This is a genomic window from Pseudomonas sp. W3I7 (assembly GCF_030816095.1).
Classification (GTDB): domain Bacteria; phylum Pseudomonadota; class Gammaproteobacteria; order Pseudomonadales; family Pseudomonadaceae; genus Aquipseudomonas; species Aquipseudomonas salomonii.
Genome location: NZ_JAUSXP010000001.1, coordinates 5,272,991 through 5,294,402 on the forward strand (window position 1 = coordinate 5,272,991; position 21,412 = coordinate 5,294,402).

At 58.0% G+C, this 21,412-nt stretch carries 14 protein-coding genes; 11 read left to right on the top strand and 3 right to left on the bottom strand.

Translation table 11 applies throughout. The features are described 5' to 3' along the window. Nucleotides 1-168: 168 nt before the first annotated feature. From QF043_RS24380 to QF043_RS24390, 3 genes are all read right to left on the bottom strand, one after another. Nucleotides 169-1,893, bottom strand: coding sequence for an ABC transporter ATP-binding protein/permease (locus QF043_RS24380; RefSeq protein WP_307420466.1), 1,725 nt, complete (start codon nt 1,891-1,893; stop codon nt 169-171). Nucleotides 1,894-1,992: 99 nt separating this feature from the next. After that, nucleotides 1,993-2,553 (bottom strand): response regulator transcription factor, encoded by a 561-nt coding sequence (locus tag QF043_RS24385; protein WP_003171731.1) that lies wholly within the window; start codon nt 2,551-2,553, stop codon nt 1,993-1,995. After that, a complete protein-coding gene (locus tag QF043_RS24390) occupies nt 2,546-3,808 on the bottom strand; it encodes an ATP-binding protein (RefSeq protein ID WP_110622086.1) in 1,263 nt (420 codons plus the stop codon). The genes QF043_RS24385 and QF043_RS24390 overlap by 8 nt, the downstream gene beginning before the upstream one ends. Nucleotides 3,809-4,050: 242 nt before the next feature. Between QF043_RS24390 and QF043_RS24395 the strand changes: the two genes are divergently transcribed. The 11 genes from QF043_RS24395 to QF043_RS24445 all read left to right on the top strand — a co-directional run bounded on the left by QF043_RS24395 (nt 4,051) and on the right by QF043_RS24445 (nt 21,202). Further along, the gene (locus QF043_RS24395; RefSeq protein WP_307420467.1) at nt 4,051-7,635 is read left to right on the top strand and encodes a dermonecrotic toxin domain-containing protein; all 3,585 of its coding nucleotides are present in this window, start codon (nt 4,051-4,053) and stop codon (nt 7,633-7,635) included. A gap of 157 nt (nt 7,636-7,792) precedes the next feature. Further along, nucleotides 7,793-8,509, top strand: coding sequence for an SIMPL domain-containing protein (locus QF043_RS24400; RefSeq protein WP_307420468.1), 717 nt, complete (start codon nt 7,793-7,795; stop codon nt 8,507-8,509). A gap of 91 nt (nt 8,510-8,600) precedes the next feature. Then, complete coding sequence (locus tag QF043_RS24405) at nt 8,601-10,202, top strand: ABC transporter substrate-binding protein (protein WP_307420469.1); 1,602 nt, start codon at nt 8,601-8,603, stop codon at nt 10,200-10,202. Between the two features lie 258 nt (nt 10,203-10,460). Then, nucleotides 10,461-12,089 carry an ABC transporter substrate-binding protein gene (locus tag QF043_RS24410; RefSeq protein WP_307420470.1) on the top strand — a complete coding sequence of 543 codons (1,629 nt, stop codon included), beginning with the start codon at nt 10,461-10,463 and terminating at the stop codon, nt 12,087-12,089. 364 nt (nt 12,090-12,453) lie between these two features. Then, the gene (locus tag QF043_RS24415) at nt 12,454-13,998 is read left to right on the top strand and encodes an ABC transporter substrate-binding protein (RefSeq protein ID WP_370694350.1); all 1,545 of its coding nucleotides are present in this window, start codon (nt 12,454-12,456) and stop codon (nt 13,996-13,998) included. A 170-nt stretch (nt 13,999-14,168) separates the two neighbouring features. Further along, entirely contained in the window at nt 14,169-15,563 is a 1,395-nt protein-coding gene (locus QF043_RS24420) for an OprD family outer membrane porin (protein WP_307420471.1), read from the top strand. 80 nt (nt 15,564-15,643) lie between these two features. Continuing rightward, nucleotides 15,644-17,242: an ABC transporter substrate-binding protein gene (locus QF043_RS24425; RefSeq protein WP_307420473.1), complete on the top strand. Its 1,599-nt coding sequence runs from the start codon at nt 15,644-15,646 to the stop codon at nt 17,240-17,242. A 77-nt stretch (nt 17,243-17,319) separates the two neighbouring features. Beyond that, a complete protein-coding gene (locus tag QF043_RS24430) occupies nt 17,320-18,330 on the top strand; it encodes an ABC transporter permease subunit (protein WP_056859204.1) in 1,011 nt (336 codons plus the stop codon). Nucleotides 18,331-18,340: 10 nt separating this feature from the next. Beyond that, the gene (locus QF043_RS24435) at nt 18,341-19,252 is read left to right on the top strand and encodes an ABC transporter permease subunit (RefSeq protein ID WP_065911602.1); all 912 of its coding nucleotides are present in this window, start codon (nt 18,341-18,343) and stop codon (nt 19,250-19,252) included. 10 nt (nt 19,253-19,262) lie between these two features. Further along, the gene (locus QF043_RS24440; protein WP_017138287.1) at nt 19,263-20,231 is read left to right on the top strand and encodes an ABC transporter ATP-binding protein; all 969 of its coding nucleotides are present in this window, start codon (nt 19,263-19,265) and stop codon (nt 20,229-20,231) included. Continuing rightward, complete coding sequence (locus QF043_RS24445) at nt 20,231-21,202, top strand: peptide ABC transporter ATP-binding protein (RefSeq protein ID WP_101266467.1); 972 nt, start codon at nt 20,231-20,233, stop codon at nt 21,200-21,202. The genes QF043_RS24440 and QF043_RS24445 overlap by 1 nt, the downstream gene beginning before the upstream one ends. Nucleotides 21,203-21,412 lie beyond the last annotated feature (210 nt).

Consider the following 21,412-nt stretch of genomic DNA (forward strand, 5'->3'; position numbering starts at 1 on the left):
GCAAGCCCGCTCCCACACTTGAACTGCCGCGTGCACAGGATTCAGGTCTGCCACAAATAAGTGTGGGAGCTGGCTTGCCTGCGATGGCGGTGGGTCAGGCAGCTTGATTGTTACTGATGTACCGCATTCGCGAGCAAGCCCGCTCCCACATTTTGATCGAGTTCGACCTCAGGAGACGGGTTGCTCCTGCAACAGCCCACCCTCAATCCGCACATGCCGCCCATGGAAGCGCTTGAGGCTGCTGCGATGGCCGACACTGACGATGCTCAGCCCCGGCAGTTCATCGATCAACGCTTGATACAAGTTCGCCTCATCCTCTTCATCCATGGCCGAGGTGGCTTCGTCCATGTACAGCCATTGCGGCGCGAACAACAAGGCGCGAGCAAAGGCCAGGCGCTGCTGCTCACCGGGTGAGAGCATGCGCTGCCAGTGGTTGGCCTCATCCAGACGGCTGACCAGATGGGGCAAGCGGCAGGTTTCCAGGACCTGTGCATAACGTTCGGCCGGGTAGGTGCTGTCGTCTTGTGGGTAACTCAACACGGCCTTCAGGCTGCCAATCGGCAAGTAAGGCTTTTGCGGCAGGAACAGATAACGCGCCGCCGGCAGGCGAATGCTGCCATGGCCCGCCGGCCACAAGTTGCCCATGGCGCGCAGTAACGTACTTTTACCGCTACCGGAACGCCCACTGAGCATCACGCGCTGCCCAGGCTCTACCGTCATGTCGGCGTCAGTGAGCAGGTGGCGACCGTCGGCCAGGTCCATGCCCAGGTCTTTGACCACCAGTTGCTCGCCGTGCGGGCGCACATCGATGGCCGGAGCACGTTGCTCGTTGCGGCTCATGGCCTCATGGAAACTCAGCAGACGGTCACTGCTGGCACGCCAGCTGGCGAGGTCGGAGTAAGCGGTGATAAACCAGCTGAAATTGCCCTGCACATTGCCGAATGCCGAGTTGATTTGCATCAGCTCACCCAGTTCGATCTTGCCGGCGAAATAGCGCGGTGCCGCCACGATAAACGCAAAGACAATCGCGATCTGCTCATAGCCTGCGGTGAAGAATGTCAGGCGCTTGGACACTTTCATGATGTCCCAAAAGTTGTGCCAGACCTTGCCGAACCGCGCACTCAAACGTTGATTTTCGTTTGACTCGCCATTGTACAAAGCAATGCTTTCGGCATTTTCCCGCACGCGCACCATGGAGAAACGCAAGTCTGCTTCGAACCGTTGCTGCTGGTTGCTCAAGCCGATCAAACGACGGCCGATCAGGTGCGTCAGCCAACTGCCGACGGCGGCATACAGCAATGCGCACCAGAACATGTAGCCGGGGATGGTGATACCGAACACTTCGATGCTGCCCGACACGCCCCACAAGATAATCGAGAACGACACCAGACTGACCACATTGCGCAACAGGCCCAAACCCAGCGTTAACGTGTTCAAGGTAAAGCTATTGAGGTCTTCGGAAATCCGCTGGTCCGGGTTATCGGTGTAGCCGCCCTGCTCCAACTGGTAGTAGTTCTTGTTGTTAAGCCAGCGTGCAAAGTGCTTTTCGGTAAGCCACGCGCGCCAGCGAATGGTCAACATCTGGGTCAGATAAAGGCGGTAGACCGCGCCGAGAATAGCCACTGCAGCGATGCCGCAGAAATAGATGATCTGCTGCCAAAAAGCCGCAGTGTCCTTTTTTTCCAGGGCGTTATAGAAATCCTTGTACCAGTGGTTGAGCCACACGGAAATCGCGACACTGAACAGCGTCAGACCAACCACCACAGCCAGCAACAACCAGGCCTTGCCCTTCTCTTCACTGCGCCAATAGGGTGTGATCATCGCCCACGTTCGGCGCAGGAAGTGCCCATGCACCGCGTCGTTGACCGCGGAATACTCAGCGTTCTGATTCATCGTTCAGGCTCTGTAAGAAAATGTGACAGGCGTTTGAACCGATCATAGACGATCGGTTCAGGGCTCCGTGCGGCCTGAAGCGGATTGTTCAGACTTTGTTCAGCGCCGTACCGGGCGTTTCTGCAACTTGCGTTGCAGGGTACGTCGGTGCATGCCCAACGCGCGGGCAGTAGCGGAGATATTGCCTTCGTGCTCGGTGAGCACGCGCTGGATGTGTTCCCACTGCAGGCGGTCCACCGACATCGGGTTTTCCGGCACCAGGGTGTCGAGGTCGGCGTGCTCGGAGAGCAAGGCAGCCAGCACGTCGTCGGCATCCGCCGGCTTGCACAGGTAGTTGCAGGCGCCGCGCTTGATGGCCTCGACGGCAGTGGCGATGCTGGAATAACCGGTGAGGATCACCACGCGCATTTCCGGGTCCAGCTCCAGCAGCTTGGGCAGCAGCACCAGGCCGGAGTCGCCGTCCATTTTCAGGTCGAGCGCGGCGTAGTCCGGCAGGTCGGCCTGGGCGATGGTCAGGCCTTCTTCAGCCGAACCTGCGGTGCTCACGCGAAAGCCACGACGGCTCATGGCGCGCGCCATTACGCGGGTAAAGGTGGCGTCGTCATCTACCAGCAACAGGTGCGGCAGTTCTTCGCCTTCGACTTGGATCTCGTCACTCATCGATATCTCCTCGTGCGACACGGGGCAGGCGCAGCTCGGTGAGCGTGCCACCTTCCTCATGACTATAGAGCTTCACTGAGCCGCCCGCGCGGGTCACGCTGGCCTTGCTCAAAAACAGGCCGAGGCCGAAGCCTTTGCCCTTGGTGGTAAAGAACGGTTTGCCGATCTGCTCGGCAATGGCCAGCGGCACGCCGGCGCCGTGGTCACGAATACTGATGGTGACGTTTTCGGCGTCCCAGTCCAGCTGTACGCCCAGGCCTTCGGGGCAGGCGTCGGCGGCGTTGTTCAGCAGGTTGAGCAAGGCCTGGGTCAGGTCCGGCGGCGGCGCCATGCGCGGCACCGTGCCCTGCCCCAGCAGGTTGAAGCGGTAGCTGGCTTCGGGACGCATCAGGTGCCAGCGGTTCAGGGCCTCATCGAGCCACTGGGTCACGTCCTGCATATCTACCGCCAGGCGGCGATTGGCTTCGGCGGCGCGCACCAGTTGCTGCAAGGTCTGCTTGCACTGCTTGACCTGTTCGCGCAACACACCGAGGTCTTCTTGCAGCACTGGGTCGTGATGGTCTTGGGTCATCTCGTTAAGCAGCACGCTCATGGTCGCCAGTGGTGTGCCCAATTCGTGGGCGGCGCCGGCGGCCTGGGTGGCGACGGCCAGTAATTGCTGGTCGCGCAGGCCTTCTTCGCGGCGAATAGCGCGCAGCTCTTCCTGGCGGCGCAGCTCTTCGGCCATGCGTGCAGCGAAGAACGTAATCACCGCCGCAGACAGCGCAAAGCTCAGCCACATCCCGTAGATCTGCAGGTTTTCGCGGGCGATGGGAAAGGTTTGCAGCGGATAGAATTGCGCGAGCAGCAAGGTATAGAGCGTCAGCGCAATGCCCGACAGCACCACCGAGTAGCGCCATGGCAAGGTCACGGCGGCGATGGTCAGTGGCACCAGGTAATACGAAACGAACGGGTTGGTGGAACCACCGGAGAAATACAGCAAAACACTGTGGATAAACAGGTCGCAGGCCAACTGGAGCGCATATTCCAACTCGGTCACCGGCCACGTAGTGCGCAAACGGATGGCGGTGAACGCGCACAGCACCGTGGAAAACGCCAGGGTCACACCCAGTTGCAGCCACGGCAGCGGCAGCAGGTCGAACCAATAGGCAAGCCCGACGGAGCCGGCCTGTGCGGCCAGTACCAGGGTACGGATGAACGTCAGGCGCCAGAGGTTCTGGCGTGTGGCGGAAGTAAGTTTTACGGCGGCGAGCATGAGCTCTCCCGGTGAGCGCTGCAGGCGGATCGGCACGAGTATAAACGAAGCAAAGCGACGGACAGCGAAACTGCGGCAAACGGCCACAGCCCTGGAGCCTCTCACCGTCAACCACCACGATGGATATTTGCCAAACAGGTAACAAGTCATACATGCGTATAGCCGTTTTTCAGGCTTGACCGGGAACTCTTCGTACTCACTCAGCCACCCATCTAGCCCTTAACTGCACAAGAGCCGAAAAGTTGAGCACGATCACTCCCCTGCAAATCACCTCCGCACCGCCTCTCGTTTTGGAGCAGAAAAGTCACGCGGCACCAAATAACAAATTATCAACTGATGATGCCCCGTCGAAAGAATCGGCCCGGGGGGCAGGCGCAGATGGCCACGGTCGTCCTGGACAACACAGCTCTTCAGCCGTGCAATCGCAACCTCACCAACTCTCAATAAGTCCAAGTCAGACCTTGAAAATCCGCGATGACGCCATAGAAAACGAATTAGTCGAAGACGTGGTACCTGACCCCGAGTCGCCGTCAGGGGACAAGGTCTACACGCATGCGCCCCGCAGGCCTGAAGGTAAAGAAATATCGCGCCACTCAAAAGAACCCGCGCCTGTCGACCTTGGAACAAATATTGACGTTGATGACTATGTTCAACAAGTCGCGCGGTCGTTCAAGGATGTGAATCGGGACGCCGCAACAACCGTCAAAGAACTCGTCAAAGAAAAATGGGGGGTGGATATCGACCCCAACACTACGTTTATCGTGACTTACAAATACAACACAAATGCAGGCAAACCGTACCCGGCACAAATCGTCAGCAAAATCAGTCTGACCCAGGCCTTTATTCAGAACTCACAAAATATCCCAGGGGCCGGGCGCACTCACGTCCCTTACTACAGGGGTGGCCCGGATATCAAATTGGTCGACAAATTGGAGAGTGTCGTATCGACCATCTCTGATTTTGGTAGCCGCGCTAACCCAGGCAGGGAGTCCGCGCATGTCACTCATACCTACCAGGGCGTGTACGTCTCTGCCCCCTCCAAACCTGACATCTATAGCCCAGCAACCCAGCTCCCCTTTTCGGTCGACGATCTCAAGAGCGCGATTAAAAACTCTGACTTTCAAAGGTCTCACACTGAGTTCCTGAATGACTTCTGGGACAAAAACAGCGCGAAATATCCGACCCTCGTCAAGGCCTCGTTAGTAAAGGCTGCGCACGCCCAAACACAGGAAGGCACGCTCGCCGATAAAGACAAACAACTATTGATGCGCGGTATCGGGCTTGATCCGAATCAGCCTGCGTGGGCCGACACCCCAATGGAAAGCTTGCTGAAACCGCCCTCTCGGGATCCGGATGTGGAGACAGGTTTACTCACAATTGGCCGTTACCCATCGACCGACATCATGGTCATTACCGACAAAAAAGGGGAAGTCAAAAACGGTAAGACTATTCACCGAACGTTGCTTTACATACCGGGCAACTCCTCACCCATACATTCCTTCGACTCACCAGAGGAGATGAAAGCAACCCTCGCACAATGGGCGGCAGACCCGGTTAAGCGCGAGGCGCTTTTACAGCATTTCAAATTAAAGGAAAGAAACGGTAGTGAATGGCATGCCGGTATTATCGAAGCACTGAAAGGGCTTGGCGCATGGCCTAAACCCGGTCATCGCTACAAGTGGAATCCTGACAAAGAAATCAAGATAGAACCCTACGCCTCCCCCTTCACCGAAGTGAGCGAACGCCAGCGCAGCCGCTCATACGCCGACGCCGATCTGCTCATCACCAGCAAAAACGATGTGATAAAAAAAGAGATCGAGAAATTCCTCAATAAAGCAGCGATGGTTGCTCTGCTCTTCACCCCCTTCGCTTTTTTAATGCCTGAAGTGACGATTGTATTGGACGTACTCGCTATTACTTCAGGAGCGGTTGAGGCCGGTATCGGTGCCGTCGACGTCGCACATGGCAAACCCGGGGGCGTCGAAAAATTAGTGTTTGGCGTGCTCAATGCCACGTTACCCGTACTGGCGAGAGGTATCGGAGGAGAAGGCCCACATATCACTCCCGAAAGGCCTTTAGAACCCGTGGAACCATCGCTTGGGGTGGAACCAGAAACGCCTATTGAGTCAGTACCTGAGCGAGTTTCGCCAGGTCAAGGAGCCAATCGAGTCGACAATCAGACGCCAACCGCAAAGGGTACAGGCACGATTGCACTCAAACGCGAAGTGGGGCCAGACGGCCAAAGTGTGCTCGTGCCTGATGGCATCTGGGCCGAAAAGCCGAAAATTCTGAGAAGAGAAAAATATACCGATGTGGTCGTCGGCGACAAAGTCTATCGCTTCGACCCCAGCAAGCCCGATGTATTGACTGAAGTCGGGGCAGAAACTGATTTCGAGCCTCTGGCAGGTTTTGAAATGAAATGCGGCTCGCCCGGTGCTCGGATGGGCCGGGATTTAAACGGATTGTGCTACACCAAGTGGATTGAACCGGGCGGAACACCGGTGTACCAAGAAGCCCAAGCGCTGGAACACAGACGACTGGTGCCGAGCCCGGAAGTCAGTGGACAGCCAAGAACGGTTGTACACGATCATCGCCTTTACCAAGTGGACCCCAACAATGGAGACCAGCTGATTGAGGTGCCCAGACAGTCCCCCATCACTTATCGAAACCAAGTAACCGGCAGTATTGTCAATGAGCCAGACTTTGGTTTTGATAAACTTGGACAATTTCGCCCTATCAACAATGACACCGTGGTTGTAAAACTGGGCCCCATCAGTGACCTCAGTGACGATCAACGCACGCTCAGGGGTTATAAGACTCAGTACAACGGGAAAAACTATGTCGTTGCCGAAGGCGACACCGGAGTATTCTACTGCGCGGAACTTAACGCGTCAGGTCAACTGGACTTTCAACGAATCACCGCCAATAACAACCCCGTCAGCAGTCGAATAATTGAGCTGCACGATCAATACAAAGATATTCATGGTTACGCCGCCAATGGCACTCCCAATCAAGACATCGTCGTACTGCCCGGCATGGATGACCTGGTAAAAAATATCGTTATCGATAATAACTTGTCGCCCGCCGAAACCCAGCAGCTCAAAAACGTGCTGAGTGGCTTGAGCGACGAAAAACAACGCGAATTGCTGCTGAACATTCGCGCCTGGGGTAAAAAAATTAATGTACCCACGGCGCTGAAGCCCATCGCGCTTGAACCGATGAATATACCGGCGACGTTCAACTCATTGTCCCCTGCTGATAAAAATAAGTTCTTCGCTGAGGCGTCACGCGAGGCGATAGACCGACAATTCGACGCGACGGGAATAAGATCTGCCAATCAACGTATCCCTAAGGACTTGGCTGACGGTGCCCGTGCATACAGCGCCGATGAAATAGTGACCTGGTTATATACACGGACTGCTGCCCCCAATTACTCAGAATCCATTATGAAAGTCGGTGCAGGCAACTGTGACCAGATGGCCCACGTGGCCGTTGACACCATCAATCTCAGCGGCGGTGATGCGAGAATTGCGCAAGTCAAAGGGCATACATTCGCCGTGGTAGGTGGCCCCAAGGGAGGGCAAATCACCTCCGGTTTCAAAGGCCCGGAATGGGCCGACGCCTGGGTCGTGGATCCGTGGGCGGGAATCTCCTGCCCTGCCGGCGACTATCGTAACCAGTTCGAGCAACGAATGCAGGAATGGAGCCGTAGCGGCAAGCAAATCCTGATCAGCGATGGCGGCACACCGCCCCAATCGGTATGGCGAGACCCTAGGGATCCCGGATGGATAAACGCAACCGTTCATGGCGACGCGCAGGTGTTCTAAAGCATTGACGTGTCGGAACCGAACATCGTCGGCCTGCGCAGTCTTTCAGATTCAGTCCGCAACTGATGGTTCGCGTTATTTTATGTATGCATAAACCCGACGAACCGAAAGGCTCCGTCTACAGTCATACCGATTACGAACAACCCCAGGAGTTTATATGTCACGTTTGATCCGCACTGCAGCCGTTATCACTCTCGGTGCCGCAACACTCGCAAGCCTGCCGGCCACCGCTGCCGATGACTTGCATTACAACCAGATTTCCCTGCGCGCCGAGGTCAGCCAGGAGGTTGCCCGCGACAAGATGATCGTCACCCTTTACACCGAGTCGCAAAATGCCGACCCGGCTAAACTCGCGGCCGAAATCACCAACACCATGAACAAGGCCTTGGGCGAGGCACGCGAAGTCAAAGCGGTGACCCTGCGCCAAGGCAGCCGCAACAGCTACCCGATCTACGACAGCAAGAACCAGAAGATCACCGGCTGGCGCGAGCGTGCCGAACTGCGCCTGGAAAGCGCCGACTTCCCGGCACTGTCCAAGCTCACCGGCGAACTGCTGAACACCCTGAAAATGGAAAACATGGACTTCGCCATCGCCGACGCCACGCGCAAGGCCAGCGAAGATGCGTTGCTCAAGGATGCGGTCGCCGCGTTCAAGGCCCGCGCCCAGCTCGCAACTGATGCGTTGGGTGGCAAGGGCTACAAGATCGTCAACCTGAACTTCAACACCAATGGTTACCCGATGCCTTACGCCCGCAATGGCGGGATGATGATGAAAGCGGCCATGGCGGATTCGGCGCCAACGCCAGAAGTAGAAGCCGGCACCAGCCAGGTCAACATGAGCGCTGATGGGGTGATTGAAGTACAGATGCAGTGACCCCTACCTGACAACCCTGAACGGCGGTAACCTCGGTGACCGCCGTTTTCGTTTGGGCAGCTTTTATATGCCTGCCACTTCAGGGGTCTTTATGGAAAGAATCACCTTAAAACCGTTGCTCCTTGCCGCAGGCCTCCTGGCTTTTATGCCGATGGCTCAGGCGGCGACTACCCTGGTCTATTGCTCCGAAGCCAGCCCCGCCGGTTTCGACCCCAGCCAGTACACCAGCGGTACCGATTTCGATGCCTCCGCCGAAACCGTCTTCAACCGCCTGACCCAGTTCAAGCGCGGCGGTACCGAGGTTGAGCCGGGCCTGGCGACGAGCTGGGATGTGTCCAAGGACGGCCTGACCTACACCTTCCACTTGCGTGATGGCGTCAAATTCCACACCACCGATGACTTCACGCCTACCCGCGACTTCAACGCGGATGACGTGCTATTCACGTTCAATCGCCTACTGGATGCCGACAGTCCGTTTCGCAAGGCTTACCCGTCCGAGTCGCCCTACTTCACCGACATGGGTTTGAACACCACGATCAAAAACGTCGAAAAACTCGATGACCACACCGTGCAGTTCAACCTCAACAACGTCGATGCCTCGTTCGTACAGAACCTGGCCATGAGCTTCGCCTCGGTGCAATCAGCCGAATACGCCGCTCAACTGCTCAAAGAAGGCAAAGCCGAGGAAATCAACCAGAAACCGGTAGGCACCGGGCCATTTGTGTTCAAGCGCTACCAGAAAGACTCGCAGATTCGCTTCGTGGCCAATAAACAGTATTGGAAACCCGAGGATGTGAAGCTCGATAACCTGGTATTCGCCATCACCCCGGACGCGGCCGCGCGCCTGCAAAAGCTCAAGGCCGGGGAATGCCAGGTCAGCGGTTACCCGCGCCCGTCCGACATCGAAATAATGAAACAAGACCCCAACCTGCGCGTGCTGCAACAGGCCGGTTTCAATTTGGGTTTCCTGGCCTACAACGTGACGCATCCACCGCTGGACCAGCTCAAGGTACGCCAGGCGCTGGACATGGCCATTGATAAGCCGGCGATTATCAAGGCCGTTTACCAAAGCGCCGGACAATTGGCGCAGAACGCGCTGCCACCGGCGCAGTGGTCTTATGACCCGACGATCAAGGATGCACCCTACGATCCGACCAAGGCCCGGGCGCTACTAAAAGAAGCAGGGGTTGCACCAGGTACCACCATCAATTTGTGGGCCATGACCGTCCAGCGGGCTTCCAACCCCAACGCGCGCATGTCGGCACAAATGATCCAGCAAGACTGGGCGAAGGTCGGTATCAAAGCCAACATCATCAGCTACGAATGGGGCGAATACATCAAACGCGCCAAAAATGGCGAGCATGACGCGATGATTTACGGCTGGACCGGTGACAACGGCGACCCCGATAACTGGCTCGGCGTGCTCTACAGTTGTGCCGCCGTAAAGGGCAGCAACTACGCCAAATGGTGTAACCCGGCCTACGACAAACTGGTGCAGCAGGCCAAGGTCAGCAACGACCGCGAGCAACGCATCAAGTGGTATCAACAGGCGCAGAAAATCCTTAAGGAACAGGTACCTATAACGCCTATTGCGAACTCGACGGTTTTCCAGCCACTGCGTAAAGAAGTGCAAGACTTCAAAATCAGTCCGTTTGGGCTGACGCCGTTCTACGGTGTCAGTCTAGATAAGTAACAAAGGCGCCCCAACCGAGTGCGCCAGACGCCTCGGCTGGGCTTTTTTGGTGCGCTCGATGCACCGAAAAAACCCTCTATATATATGCATTTATGTACAAACTTTCATAAATGCGACATTCCTGTACGTTCGTACCACAGTTTGCCTCTTGCAACGGTTCAGCATCTTGCAATGGGTATGGCCCCTGCATAAGTATCCGCAGGCCGACTCACGAGGTCGCCCTCACCACCAAAAATGACAACAAATCATGAGGCCAACATGCTTAAACACGCAGTCCTTCCGCTTTTAGTGAGTGCTGGCCTTATGGCCGCTGCTCCTTTCGCCCATGCGGCGAGTAACCTGGTGTTCTGCTCCGAAGGGAGCCCGGCCGGTTTCGACCCAGGCCAGTACACCGCCGGAACAGACTTCGATGCCTCGGCCGAAACCATGTTCAACCGTCTGACCCAGTTCGAACGCGGCGGCACCGCTGTGATTCCTGGGCTGGCCACCAGCTGGGACGTGGCCCCGGATGGCCTGACGTACACCTTCCACCTGCGTGATGGCGTGAAATTCCACACCACTTCGTACTTCAAGCCGACCCGTACCTTCAATGCCGATGACGTTCTGTTCACGTTCAATCGCATGATCAACAAGGACGATCCGTTCCGTAAAGCCTACCCCACCGAGTTCCCGTACTTCACGGACATGGGGATGGACACCAACATCAAGAACATCGAGAAAGTCGATGACCACACCGTCAAGTTCACCCTTGGCACTGTGGACGCCGCTTTCATCCAGAACCTGGCGATGAGTTTTGCCTCCATCCAGTCAGCCGAATACGCCGCTCAACTGTTGAAGGAAGGCAAGCCCGCGGACATCAACCAGAAGCCAATCGGCACTGGCCCGTTCGTGTTCAAAAGCTATCAGAAAGACTCGAACATTCGTTACACCGGCAACAAGGACTACTGGAAACCTGAGGATGTGAAGATCGATAACCTGATCTTCGCCATCACCACCGACCCGTCGGTGCGCATCCAGAAGCTCAAGAAAAACGAATGCCAGATCACCTTGTTCCCACGTCCGGCCGACCTCAAGGCGCTGGGCGAAGACAAGGACCTGAAACTGCCGCACCAAGCCGGTTTCAACCTGGGCTACATCGCTTACAACGTCATGCCGGTGATCAAGGGGCAGACCGCCGCCAACCCACTGGCCGACCTGCGTGTACGTCAAGCGTTGGACATGTCGGTGAACAAGCAGCAGATCATCGACTCCGTGTATCAGGGCGCAGGCCAACTGGCCGTCAACGCCATGCCGCCGACCCAGTGGTCCTACGACACCACCATCAAGGATACGAAGTTCGACCCAGCCAAGGCCAAGGAACTGCTCAAGGAAGCCGGCATTAAAGAAGGCACCGAGATCACCCTGTGGGCCATGCCGGTTCAACGGCCGTATAACCCGAACGCCAAGCTGATGGCCGAGATGCTGCAGAACGACTGGAAACAGATCGGCCTGAAGGTCAACATCGTCAGCTTCGAGTGGGGCGAGTACCTCAAGCGCTCCAAAGGCGGCGAGAACCAGGCCATGATCATTGGCTGGAGCGGCGACAATGGTGACCCGGACAACTGGCTGAACGTGCTGTTCGGCTGCGACTCGCTGGCCGGTAACAACTTCTCCAAATGGTGCGACAAGAAATTCGACGGCATCGTCAAAGAAGCCAAAGCCACATCGGATATCGCCAAACGCACCGAGCTGTACAAGCAGGCGCAACATATCCTCAAAGATGCAGTCCCGATGACACCTATCGCGCACTCGACGGTGTATCAACCCATGCGCAACACCGTGCAGGACTTCAAGATCAGCCCGTTTGGCTTGAACTCCTTCTACGGCGTGAGCGTAAGCGGCAAGTAAGACTCAGTAGCGGCGACGTTTCATAACGTCGCCGTTATTGCATCTGCCTAGACCATAGGAAACAGACCACAACCGCAACATTGCCGTCCTACAGCAATGAACTGCAACTTGTGCATCCGTTGCCTACAAGGTCAGTCCGTTTTGGCGCATTTACTGCAAGCTCCGCGACCCATAACGTCGTAGGACAGCAGAAGCTCCAATCCAGGAAAGGCACTTGCTGCGTGTGGGATCAGTGATGTCCACCAGGCCTGACGCCTGGGTGATTGCTCGCTGATGACAACAACAAACAAGGATCGGGATCGTCATGCGCCATACCACTGTTCTATCCGCAATTTTTGGCACCAGCCTGCTGGCGGTGGCCACGATGGGCCAAGCCGCCGAAAAGAAGAGCCTGGTGTTCTGCTCTGAAGGCAGCCCGGCCGGGTTCGACACCGCGCAGTACACCACCGCCACCGACAACGACGCGGCGGAACCTTTGTACAACCGCCTGGTTGAATTCGAAAAAGGGGCGACTGACGTGGTGCCAGGGCTGGCAACCAAGTGGGATATTTCCGAAGACGGCCTGACTTACACCTTTCACCTGCGTGAAGGGGTGAAGTTCCACAGCAACAAGGAATTCAAGCCGACGCGCGACTTCAATGCCGACGATGTGCTGTTCACCTTCAACCGCATGCTTGACCCGGAGTACCCGTTTCGCAAGGCCTACCCCACCGAGTTTCCGTACTTCAACGGGATGAGCCTGAACAAGAACATCGCCAAGGTCGAGAAGACCGGCCCTTACACCGTGGTGATGACCCTGAACACGGTCGACGCCGCATTTGTACAGAACATCGCCATGAGCTTTGCCTCGATCCTGTCGGCCGAGTACGCCGAACAGTTGCTGAAAGAGGGCAAACCCAGCGACATCAACCAGAAGCCGATCGGCACTGGGCCCTTTGTATTCCAGCGCTACCAGAAAGACTCGCAGATCCGTTATGTGGGCAACAAACAGTACTGGGACCCAAGTCGCGTCAAGCTGGACCAACTGATTTTTGCCATCAACACCGACGCCTCGGTGCGGGTGCAGAAGCTCAAGGCAGGCGAGTGCCAGATCACCCTGCATCCGCGCCCCGCTGATGTCGACGCGCTCAAGGCCGATCCAAACCTGCAACTGTTGACCAAGCCGGGTTTCAACCTCGGCTACATCGCCTACAACGTGCGCCACAAACCCTTCGACCAGCTCGAAGTGCGCCAGGCGCTGGACATGGCGGTGAACAAGCAGAGCATTCTGAATGCCGTGTACCAGGGCGCGGGCCAACTGGCGGTCAACGCCATGCCGCCGACCCAGTGGTCCTACGACGACAGCATCAAGGACGCCGCCTACAACCCGGAAAAAGCCAAGCAACTGCTCAAGGCCGCCGGCGTTAAAGAAGGCACCGAGATCACTCTGTGGGCCATGCCGGTGCAGCGTCCGTACAACCCCAACGCCAAGCTGATGGCCGAGATGCTGCAAAGCGATTGGGCCAAGATCGGCCTCAAGGTCAAGATCGTCAGCTATGAATGGGGCGAATACATCAAGCGCACCAAAAACGGTGAGCACGATATCAGCCTGATCGGCTGGACCGGCGACAACGGTGACCCGGACAACTGGCTGGGCACCCTCTACAGCTGCGACGCCATCGGCGGGAACAACTACTCCATGTGGTGTGACCCGGCGTACGACAAGCTGATCAAGCAAGCCAAGGTCGTGACCGACCGCGAACAAAGGACTGTTCTGTACAAACAGGCGCAGCAATTGCTTAAACAGCAAGTGCCGATCACGCCAGTCGCCCACTCGACGGTCAACCAGCCGTTAAGCGCCAAAGTCGAAGGTTTCAAAGTCAGCCCCTTCGGCCGCAACGTGTTTTCGGGCGTCAGTCTCAACCCATAAGAAAATAACCGGATGGTGCGGAGCCCAATCGGCTCCGTAGCAAACGTGCAGCCTTTTGTTGGGATTTATCCTACGGCAAACGTTTGCACTAGCTTGAACGAGTTACACACCCAATAGCCGGTTCACCTAAAAAGACCGGCATTAAAAAGAGAACCAAAGGAGCTTCACCCATGAAACTGAGCAGCAAAGCGCTTCTGGCCCTGGCCATCAGCAGCATCACGGCCACCGCATTTGCGGAAACCCAGAGCCAGGACTTCGTCCCCACCACATTGGCCGGCACCAGCGCCCAAAGCGAGGCCAAGGGCTTTATCGACGGCGCAAGCCTGGGCGGTACCACCCGTAACTGGTTCTCCAACGAACAGAAGTTCCGTGGCGGCAAGTTCACCTACCAGAAGCACGGCGAAGCGCGCACTGACGCTTACCGTACCAACTGGGTACAGGGCACGATCCTCAACGCTACCTCGGGCTTCACCCAAGGCACCGTTGGCGTGAGCACCGAATTGGCGGTGTACAACGCTCTGGTTCTGGACCGCAGCAAGCGCGACATCAAGGGTGGTTCCAACCGTACCCTGGCCGACTCCAACGGCGACGCAGTCGATCAGTGGAGCAAACTGGGCCTGGCCAACGTGAAGTTCCGTGTGTCGAACACCACCTTGACCGCCGGTCGCCAGAACTTCAGCAGCGGCATCGTCGACACCATCGGCAACCGTGCACTGCCATCGAGCTTCGAAGGTTTCGCCCTGAACAGCGAAGAATTCAGCAACCTGTCGTTCCAGGGCGCTTACTTCGACCGCGTGTCGCCACGTACCGAACAAAGCCTGTCGAAATTCCGTACCGAATACGGCAATGGCCAGGAAGCGGATCACGTCTACACCGCCGGTGTGAACTACCAGCCGTTCAAGAGCCTGAAAACCAGCTTCTTCGGCGCTCAAGTCAAAGACTTCTGGAACCAGTACTACTTCGGCGCTACCCACGAACTGGGTGATGCTCAGACCCTGGCTCTGACCACCGGCCTGAACTACTACAAGACCGTGGACGAAGGCAAAAAGTTGATGGGCAAGATCGACAACGACACTTACTCGCTGTCGCTGGGCCTGACTCACCAGGCTCACAGCCTGACCTTCTCGTACCAGGAAGTGAACGGTAACGAGTACTTCGACTACCTGCACGAAACCAACGGCATCTACCTGGCCAACTCCCTGACGTCCGACTTTAACGGTCCGAACGAGAAATCGTTCCAGATCGCTTACGGCATCAACATGGCCGAATACGGCGTGCCGGGCCTGAAGTTCAACATCTACTCGGCTCGCGGCTGGGGCATCGACGGCACTCACTACACCGGCGACGGCGGCCGTGCCGGCTTCGCTTACAACGGCATCCAGGCCCAGGACGGCGAGAAACACCAGGAATACGGTGTCGGCACTTCGTACGCCATTCAGAGCGGCGCACTCAAGGCCACCACCATCCGTGGTACCTACGTGACTCACCGTGCCAGCGCCAACCAGGCTGACGGCAACATCCGTGAGTTCCGCCTGGTGACCACCATCCCGTTCAACATTCTCTAATTAGCGCCAGGTAGACGGCGGGCTCATCGCGAGCCCGCCGTCTACGCTTGTCTGGTTTAATCGATTGCAGAGGGCTCTGAATGAAAATGCTCCCGCTACAAGCTGCCATTGCCGCTGCGCTGTTGAGCGTTGCGATCGGCGTTTCGGCCAAACCGCTGGTGGTCTGCACCGAAGCCAGCCCGGAAGGTTTTGACCCGGTGCTGTACACCACTGCGGTAACCGCTGACGCCGCCGCTGAAACCATGTTCAACCGCCTGGTGGACTTCAAGCCCGGTACCACCGAAGTTGTACCGGCACTGGCCAAGGCCCTGCCGGAAATCAGCGCCGACGGCCTGACCTACACCTTCCACCTGCGTGACGATGTAAAGTTCCACACCACCGACTACTTCAAACCCACGCGCAACATGAATGCCGACGACGTGCTTTGGAGCTTTCAGCGCCAGCTGGACCCGAATCACCCTTGGCACAACAAGTCCAACGTGGGCTACCCGTATTTTGAAAGCATGGGCTTCAAGGAACTGCTCAAGAGCGTAGAGAAGACCGACGATCACACCGTCGTCTTTACCCTGACCCGTCCTGAAGCACCGTTTTTGGCCGACCTGGCCATGGCGTTTTCCTCGATTCACTCCGCCGAATACGCCGACCAGTTGCTCAAGTCCGGCAAGACCGATGACCTGAACGCCAAGCCCATCGGCACCGGCCCGTTCATCTTCACCCGTTACGCCAAAGACGCCCAGGTGCGTTTCAAGGCCAACCCGGACTACTTCCGTGGCAAACCGCCAGCTGACCCGTTGATCCTGGCGATCACCACCGACAACAATGTGCGCCTGCAGAAGCTCAAGGCCAACGAGTGCCAGATCGCGCTGTATCCCAAACCGGATGACGTGCCAAGCGTGAAGGCTGACCCGAACCTGAAGGTTGCGGAGTTGGCGGCGATGACCACCGCCTACACTGCGCTGAACACCACCCACAAGTACATGAGCGACGCCCGCGTACGCCACGCGATCAACATCGCGTTCGACAAAAAAGGCTACAACGAATCCCTGTACGGCAAAGGCAATGCTATTGATGCCACTGGCCCGTATCCGCCAACGCTGCTGGGTTTCAGCGACAAGCTGAAAAACCCAACCCGTGACCTCGACAAAGCCCGCGCCCTGCTCAAGGAAGCCGGCGTACCGGAAGGCACCGAGTTCACCCTGTTCACCCGTAACGGCGGCGGCCCGACCAACCCGAACCCGATGCTCGGCGCCCAGCGCATGCAGGCGGATCTGGCGCAGATCGGCCTGAAGGTGAACATCAAAGTGATGGAATGGGGCGAGATGCTCAAGCGCGCCAAAAACGGCGAGCACGACATGGTTTCCGCCGGTTGGGCAGGGGATAACGGGGACCCGGATAACTTCCTCACGCCAAACCTGAGTTGCGATGCGGCGAAAAACGGCGAAAACTACGCCCGCTGGTGTAACAAAGAGTTTCAAGACTTGATCGACAAGGCGCGCGCCATCGCTGAACCTGGCCAGCGCGCTGCACTCTATGAACAAGCCATGGATGTCTTCGAAAAAGACCAACCGTGGATTCCCATGGCTTACCCGAAAATGTTCACCGCCATGCGCAAAAACGTCGAAGGCTTTACCCAAAGCCCTCTGACCACAAATAACTTCGCCACCACCCAGGTGAAGTAAATAAGAGAAGACGCTCGGTACCGTCGACATTGACGGTGCCGAACCTGCCTAACCGGCTGATTGAGGTACACAACAAGATGTTTAGTTTTATTGCCCGCCGATTGGGGTTACTGATCCCCACGTTTTTCGGCATCACGTTGCTGACGTTTGCGTTGATTCGCATGATTCCCGGCGACCCCGTAGAAGTCATGATGGGCGAACGCCGTGTCGACCCCGAGATGCACGCACAGGCAATGGAACGCCTTGGCCTGAACAAGCCGCTCTATGCGCAATACTTTGACTATGTAGGCAAGCTCGCCCACGGCGACCTCGGCGAATCCCTGCGCACACGCACCAGCGTGTGGACCGAATTCACCGCCCTCTTCCCTGCGACCCTGGAACTGTCCATGGCCGCCCTGTTGTTCGCCGGTATCCTGGGCCTGTTGGCCGGGGTGATCGCGGCCCTTAAACGAGGATCCCTGTTCGACCATGGGGTGATGGGCATCTCCCTCGCGGGATATTCGATGCCGATCTTCTGGTGGGGCCTGATCCTGATCATGTTCTTCTCGGTGAGCCTGGGCTGGACCCCGGTTTCCGGGCGTATCGACCTGCTCTACGACATCGAGCCGCGCACCGGCTTCATGCTGATCGACACCCTGCTGGCTGACGAGCCGGACGCATTCTGGGATGCCCTGCACCACCTGATCCTGCCCGCTATCGTGCTCGGCACCATCCCGCTGGCGGTGATTGCGCGGATGACCCGTTCGTCGATGCTCGAAGTGCTGCGCGAAGACTACATCCGTACCGCCAAGGCCAAAGGCCTGTCGCCGGCGCGCGTGGTATTCGTGCACGGCCTGCGTAACGCGTTGATTCCGGTGCTTACCGTCGTCGGCTTGCAAGTCGGCACCCTGCTGGCCGGTGCGGTACTGACCGAAACCATCTTCTCGTGGCCCGGCATCGGCAAATGGCTGATCGAAGCCATTGGCGCACGGGACTACCCGGTGGTGCAAAACGGCATCCTGTTGATCGCCTGCCTGGTGATCCTGGTGAACTTCGTGGTGGATATCCTCTACGGCTTCGCCAACCCACGCATCCGTCACCAGCGCTGAGATCATGACCATGACCACACCTACTCAAGTGTCAGCAGTTGATCAAAGCCTGCTGTACCCGTCCCCGTACAAAGAATTCTGGCAAGCCTTCTCCAAGAACAAAGGCGCGGTTGCCGGCCTGCTGTTCATGTTGCTGGTGGTGTTTTGCGCGCTGTTTGCCCCGTGGGTAGCGCCGCATAACCCGAGCGAGCAATACCGCGACTTCCTGCTCACCCCGCCAGCCTGGCTGGAAGGTGGGCAGATGCAGTTCCTGCTGGGCACCGATGAGCTGGGCCGTGACCTGCTCTCGCGCCTGATCCAGGGTTCGCGCCTGTCGTTGCTGATCGGTTTGTCGTCGGTGGTGATGTCGCTGATCCCGGGCATCCTGCTGGGTCTGTTCGCCGGGTTCTTCCCGCGCCTGCTTGGCCCAACCATCATGCGCTTGATGGACATCATGCTGGCCCTGCCATCGCTGCTGCTGGCTGTAGCCATTGTCGCGATCCTCGGCCCTGGCCTGATCAACACCGTGATCGCCATCGCTATCGTGTCGCTGCCGTCTTATGTGCGCTTGACCCGCGCTGCGGTGATGGGCGAACTGAACCGTGACTACGTGACCGCCGCCCGCCTCGCCGGCGCCGGCCTGCCACGCCTGATGTTCATCACGGTGCTGCCCAACTGCATGGCGCCGCTGATCGTACAGGCTACCTTGAGCTTCTCTTCGGCGATCCTCGATGCCGCGGCCCTGGGCTTCCTGGGCCTTGGCGTACAACCGCCTACCCCTGAGTGGGGCACCATGCTGGCTTCGGCCCGTGACTACATCGAACGCGCCTGGTGGGTGGTGAGCCTGCCTGGTTTGACCATTTTGCTCAGCGTGCTGGCAATCAACTTGATGGGTGACGGCCTGCGCGATGCGCTGGACCCGAAACTCAAGAACGCCGCCTGAGGAGATTCCCATGTCACTGTTAGAAATCAAGAATCTCAACGTGCGCTTCGGCGACAAGACCGCCGTACCGGTGGTCGATGGCCTCGACATCTCGGTCGACAAAGGCGAAGTACTGGCGATCGTTGGCGAGTCGGGCTCGGGTAAATCCGTGACCATGATGGCGCTGATGGGCCTGATCGAGCACCCCGGCATCGTCACCGCCGACGCCCTGAACTTTGACGGCAAGGACATGCTCAAGCTGAGCAACCGCCAGCGCCGCCAGATCGTCGGCAAAGACCTGGCGATGGTGTTCCAGGACCCGATGACCGCGCTGAACCCCAGCTACACCGTGGGTTTCCAGATTGAAGAAGTGCTGCGCCTGCACCTGAAAATGTCCGGCAAGCAAGCGCGCAAGCGCGCCATCGAACTGCTCGAAAAAGTAGAAATCCCGGGCGCCGCCAGCCGTATGGATGCCTACCCGCACCAACTGTCCGGTGGTATGAGCCAGCGTGTGGCAATCGCCATGGCAATTGCCGGCGAGCCGAAACTGCTGATCGCCGATGAACCGACCACGGCACTGGACGTGACCATCCAGGCACAGATCATGGAGCTGCTGCTGGCCCTGCAAAAAGAGCAGAACATGGGCCTGGTGCTGATCACTCACGACCTCGCGGTCGTGGCTGAAACCGCCCAGCGCGTGTGCGTGATGTACGCAGGCCAAGCCGTGGAAGTCGGCCAGGTGCCGCAACTGTTCGACATCCCGGCGCACCCGTACAGCGAAGCACTGCTCAAGGCGATTCCCGAGCACAGCCTGGGCGCCACGCGCCTGGCCACGCTGCCGGGTATCGTGCCCGGTCGTTATGACCGCCCGCAGGGTTGCCTGCTGTCGCCGCGCTGCCCGTACGTGCAGGAATCCTGCCGCGCCCAGCGCCCCGGCCTTGACCCGAAAAGCAACAGCCTCGCGCGCTGCTTCTACCCCTTGAACCAGGAGGTGGCGTAATGGCCGTCGTTCTTACCGCCCGCGACCTCACCCGTCACTACGAAGTGTCCCGTGGCCTGTTCAAGGGCCATGCACTGGTACGCGCGCTCAATGGTGTGTCGTTTGAACTGGAAGCCGGCAAGACCCTCGCCGTGGTAGGCGAATCGGGTTGCGGCAAATCCACCCTGGCCCGCGCATTGACGCTGATCGAAGAGCCGTCTTCGGGCTCCTTGAAAATCGCCGGCCAGGAAGTGGCCGGCGCCGACAAGGCCCAGCGCAAGCAATTGCGCAAAGACGTGCAGATGGTGTTCCAGAGCCCGTACGCCTCGCTGAACCCGCGCCAGAAGGTCGGTGACCAGCTCGGCGAGCCGCTGCTGATCAACACCAACCTGTCCGCCGCCGAACGCCGCGAGAAAGTGCAGGCGATGATGAAGCAAGTGGGCCTGCGCCCTGAGCATTATCAGCGCTACCCGCACATGTTCTCCGGCGGTCAGCGCCAGCGCATCGCCCTGGCGCGCGCCATGATGCTGCAACCCAAGGTGCTGGTGGCGGATGAGCCGACCTCGGCGCTGGACGTGTCGATCCAGGCCCAGGTACTCAACCTGTTCATGGATTTGCAGCAGGAATTCAACACCGCCTACGTGTTCATCTCCCACAACCTGGCGGTGGTACAGCACGTTGCCGACGACGTGATGGTGATGTACCTCGGCCGCCCGGTGGAAGTCGGCCCCAAGGAAGACATCTACGCCCGCCCCCTGCACCCGTACACCCAGGCGCTGCTGTCGGCCACCCCGACCATCCACCCGGACCCGAACAAGCCGAAGATCAAGATCGTCGGCGAACTGCCCAACCCGCTGAACCCGCCGCCTGGCTGCGCATTCCACAAGCGCTGCCCGTATGCCACGGCGCGGTGCAGCAGTGAGGAGCCGTTATTGAGGCCTTTGGATAATCGTCAGGTGGCTTGCCACTATGCGGAGCAATTCGTGGCCTGACGAGATCACACTGAGTTTTACAGCCCTTCCCATCAGGTTGCGCATCAGCCTGGCGGGAGGGGCTTTCTTTTTGGTGTATCACCGACGCTTTTCTACCACTCCCCCCGTTAGGTATTCAAAAGCAATCTAACGAACTGTGAATTCTCACAGTAGGCAGCCAATCCTATTTGCACTTTCATGGGCTCACGACCTTTATCCAGCGGACGGGTA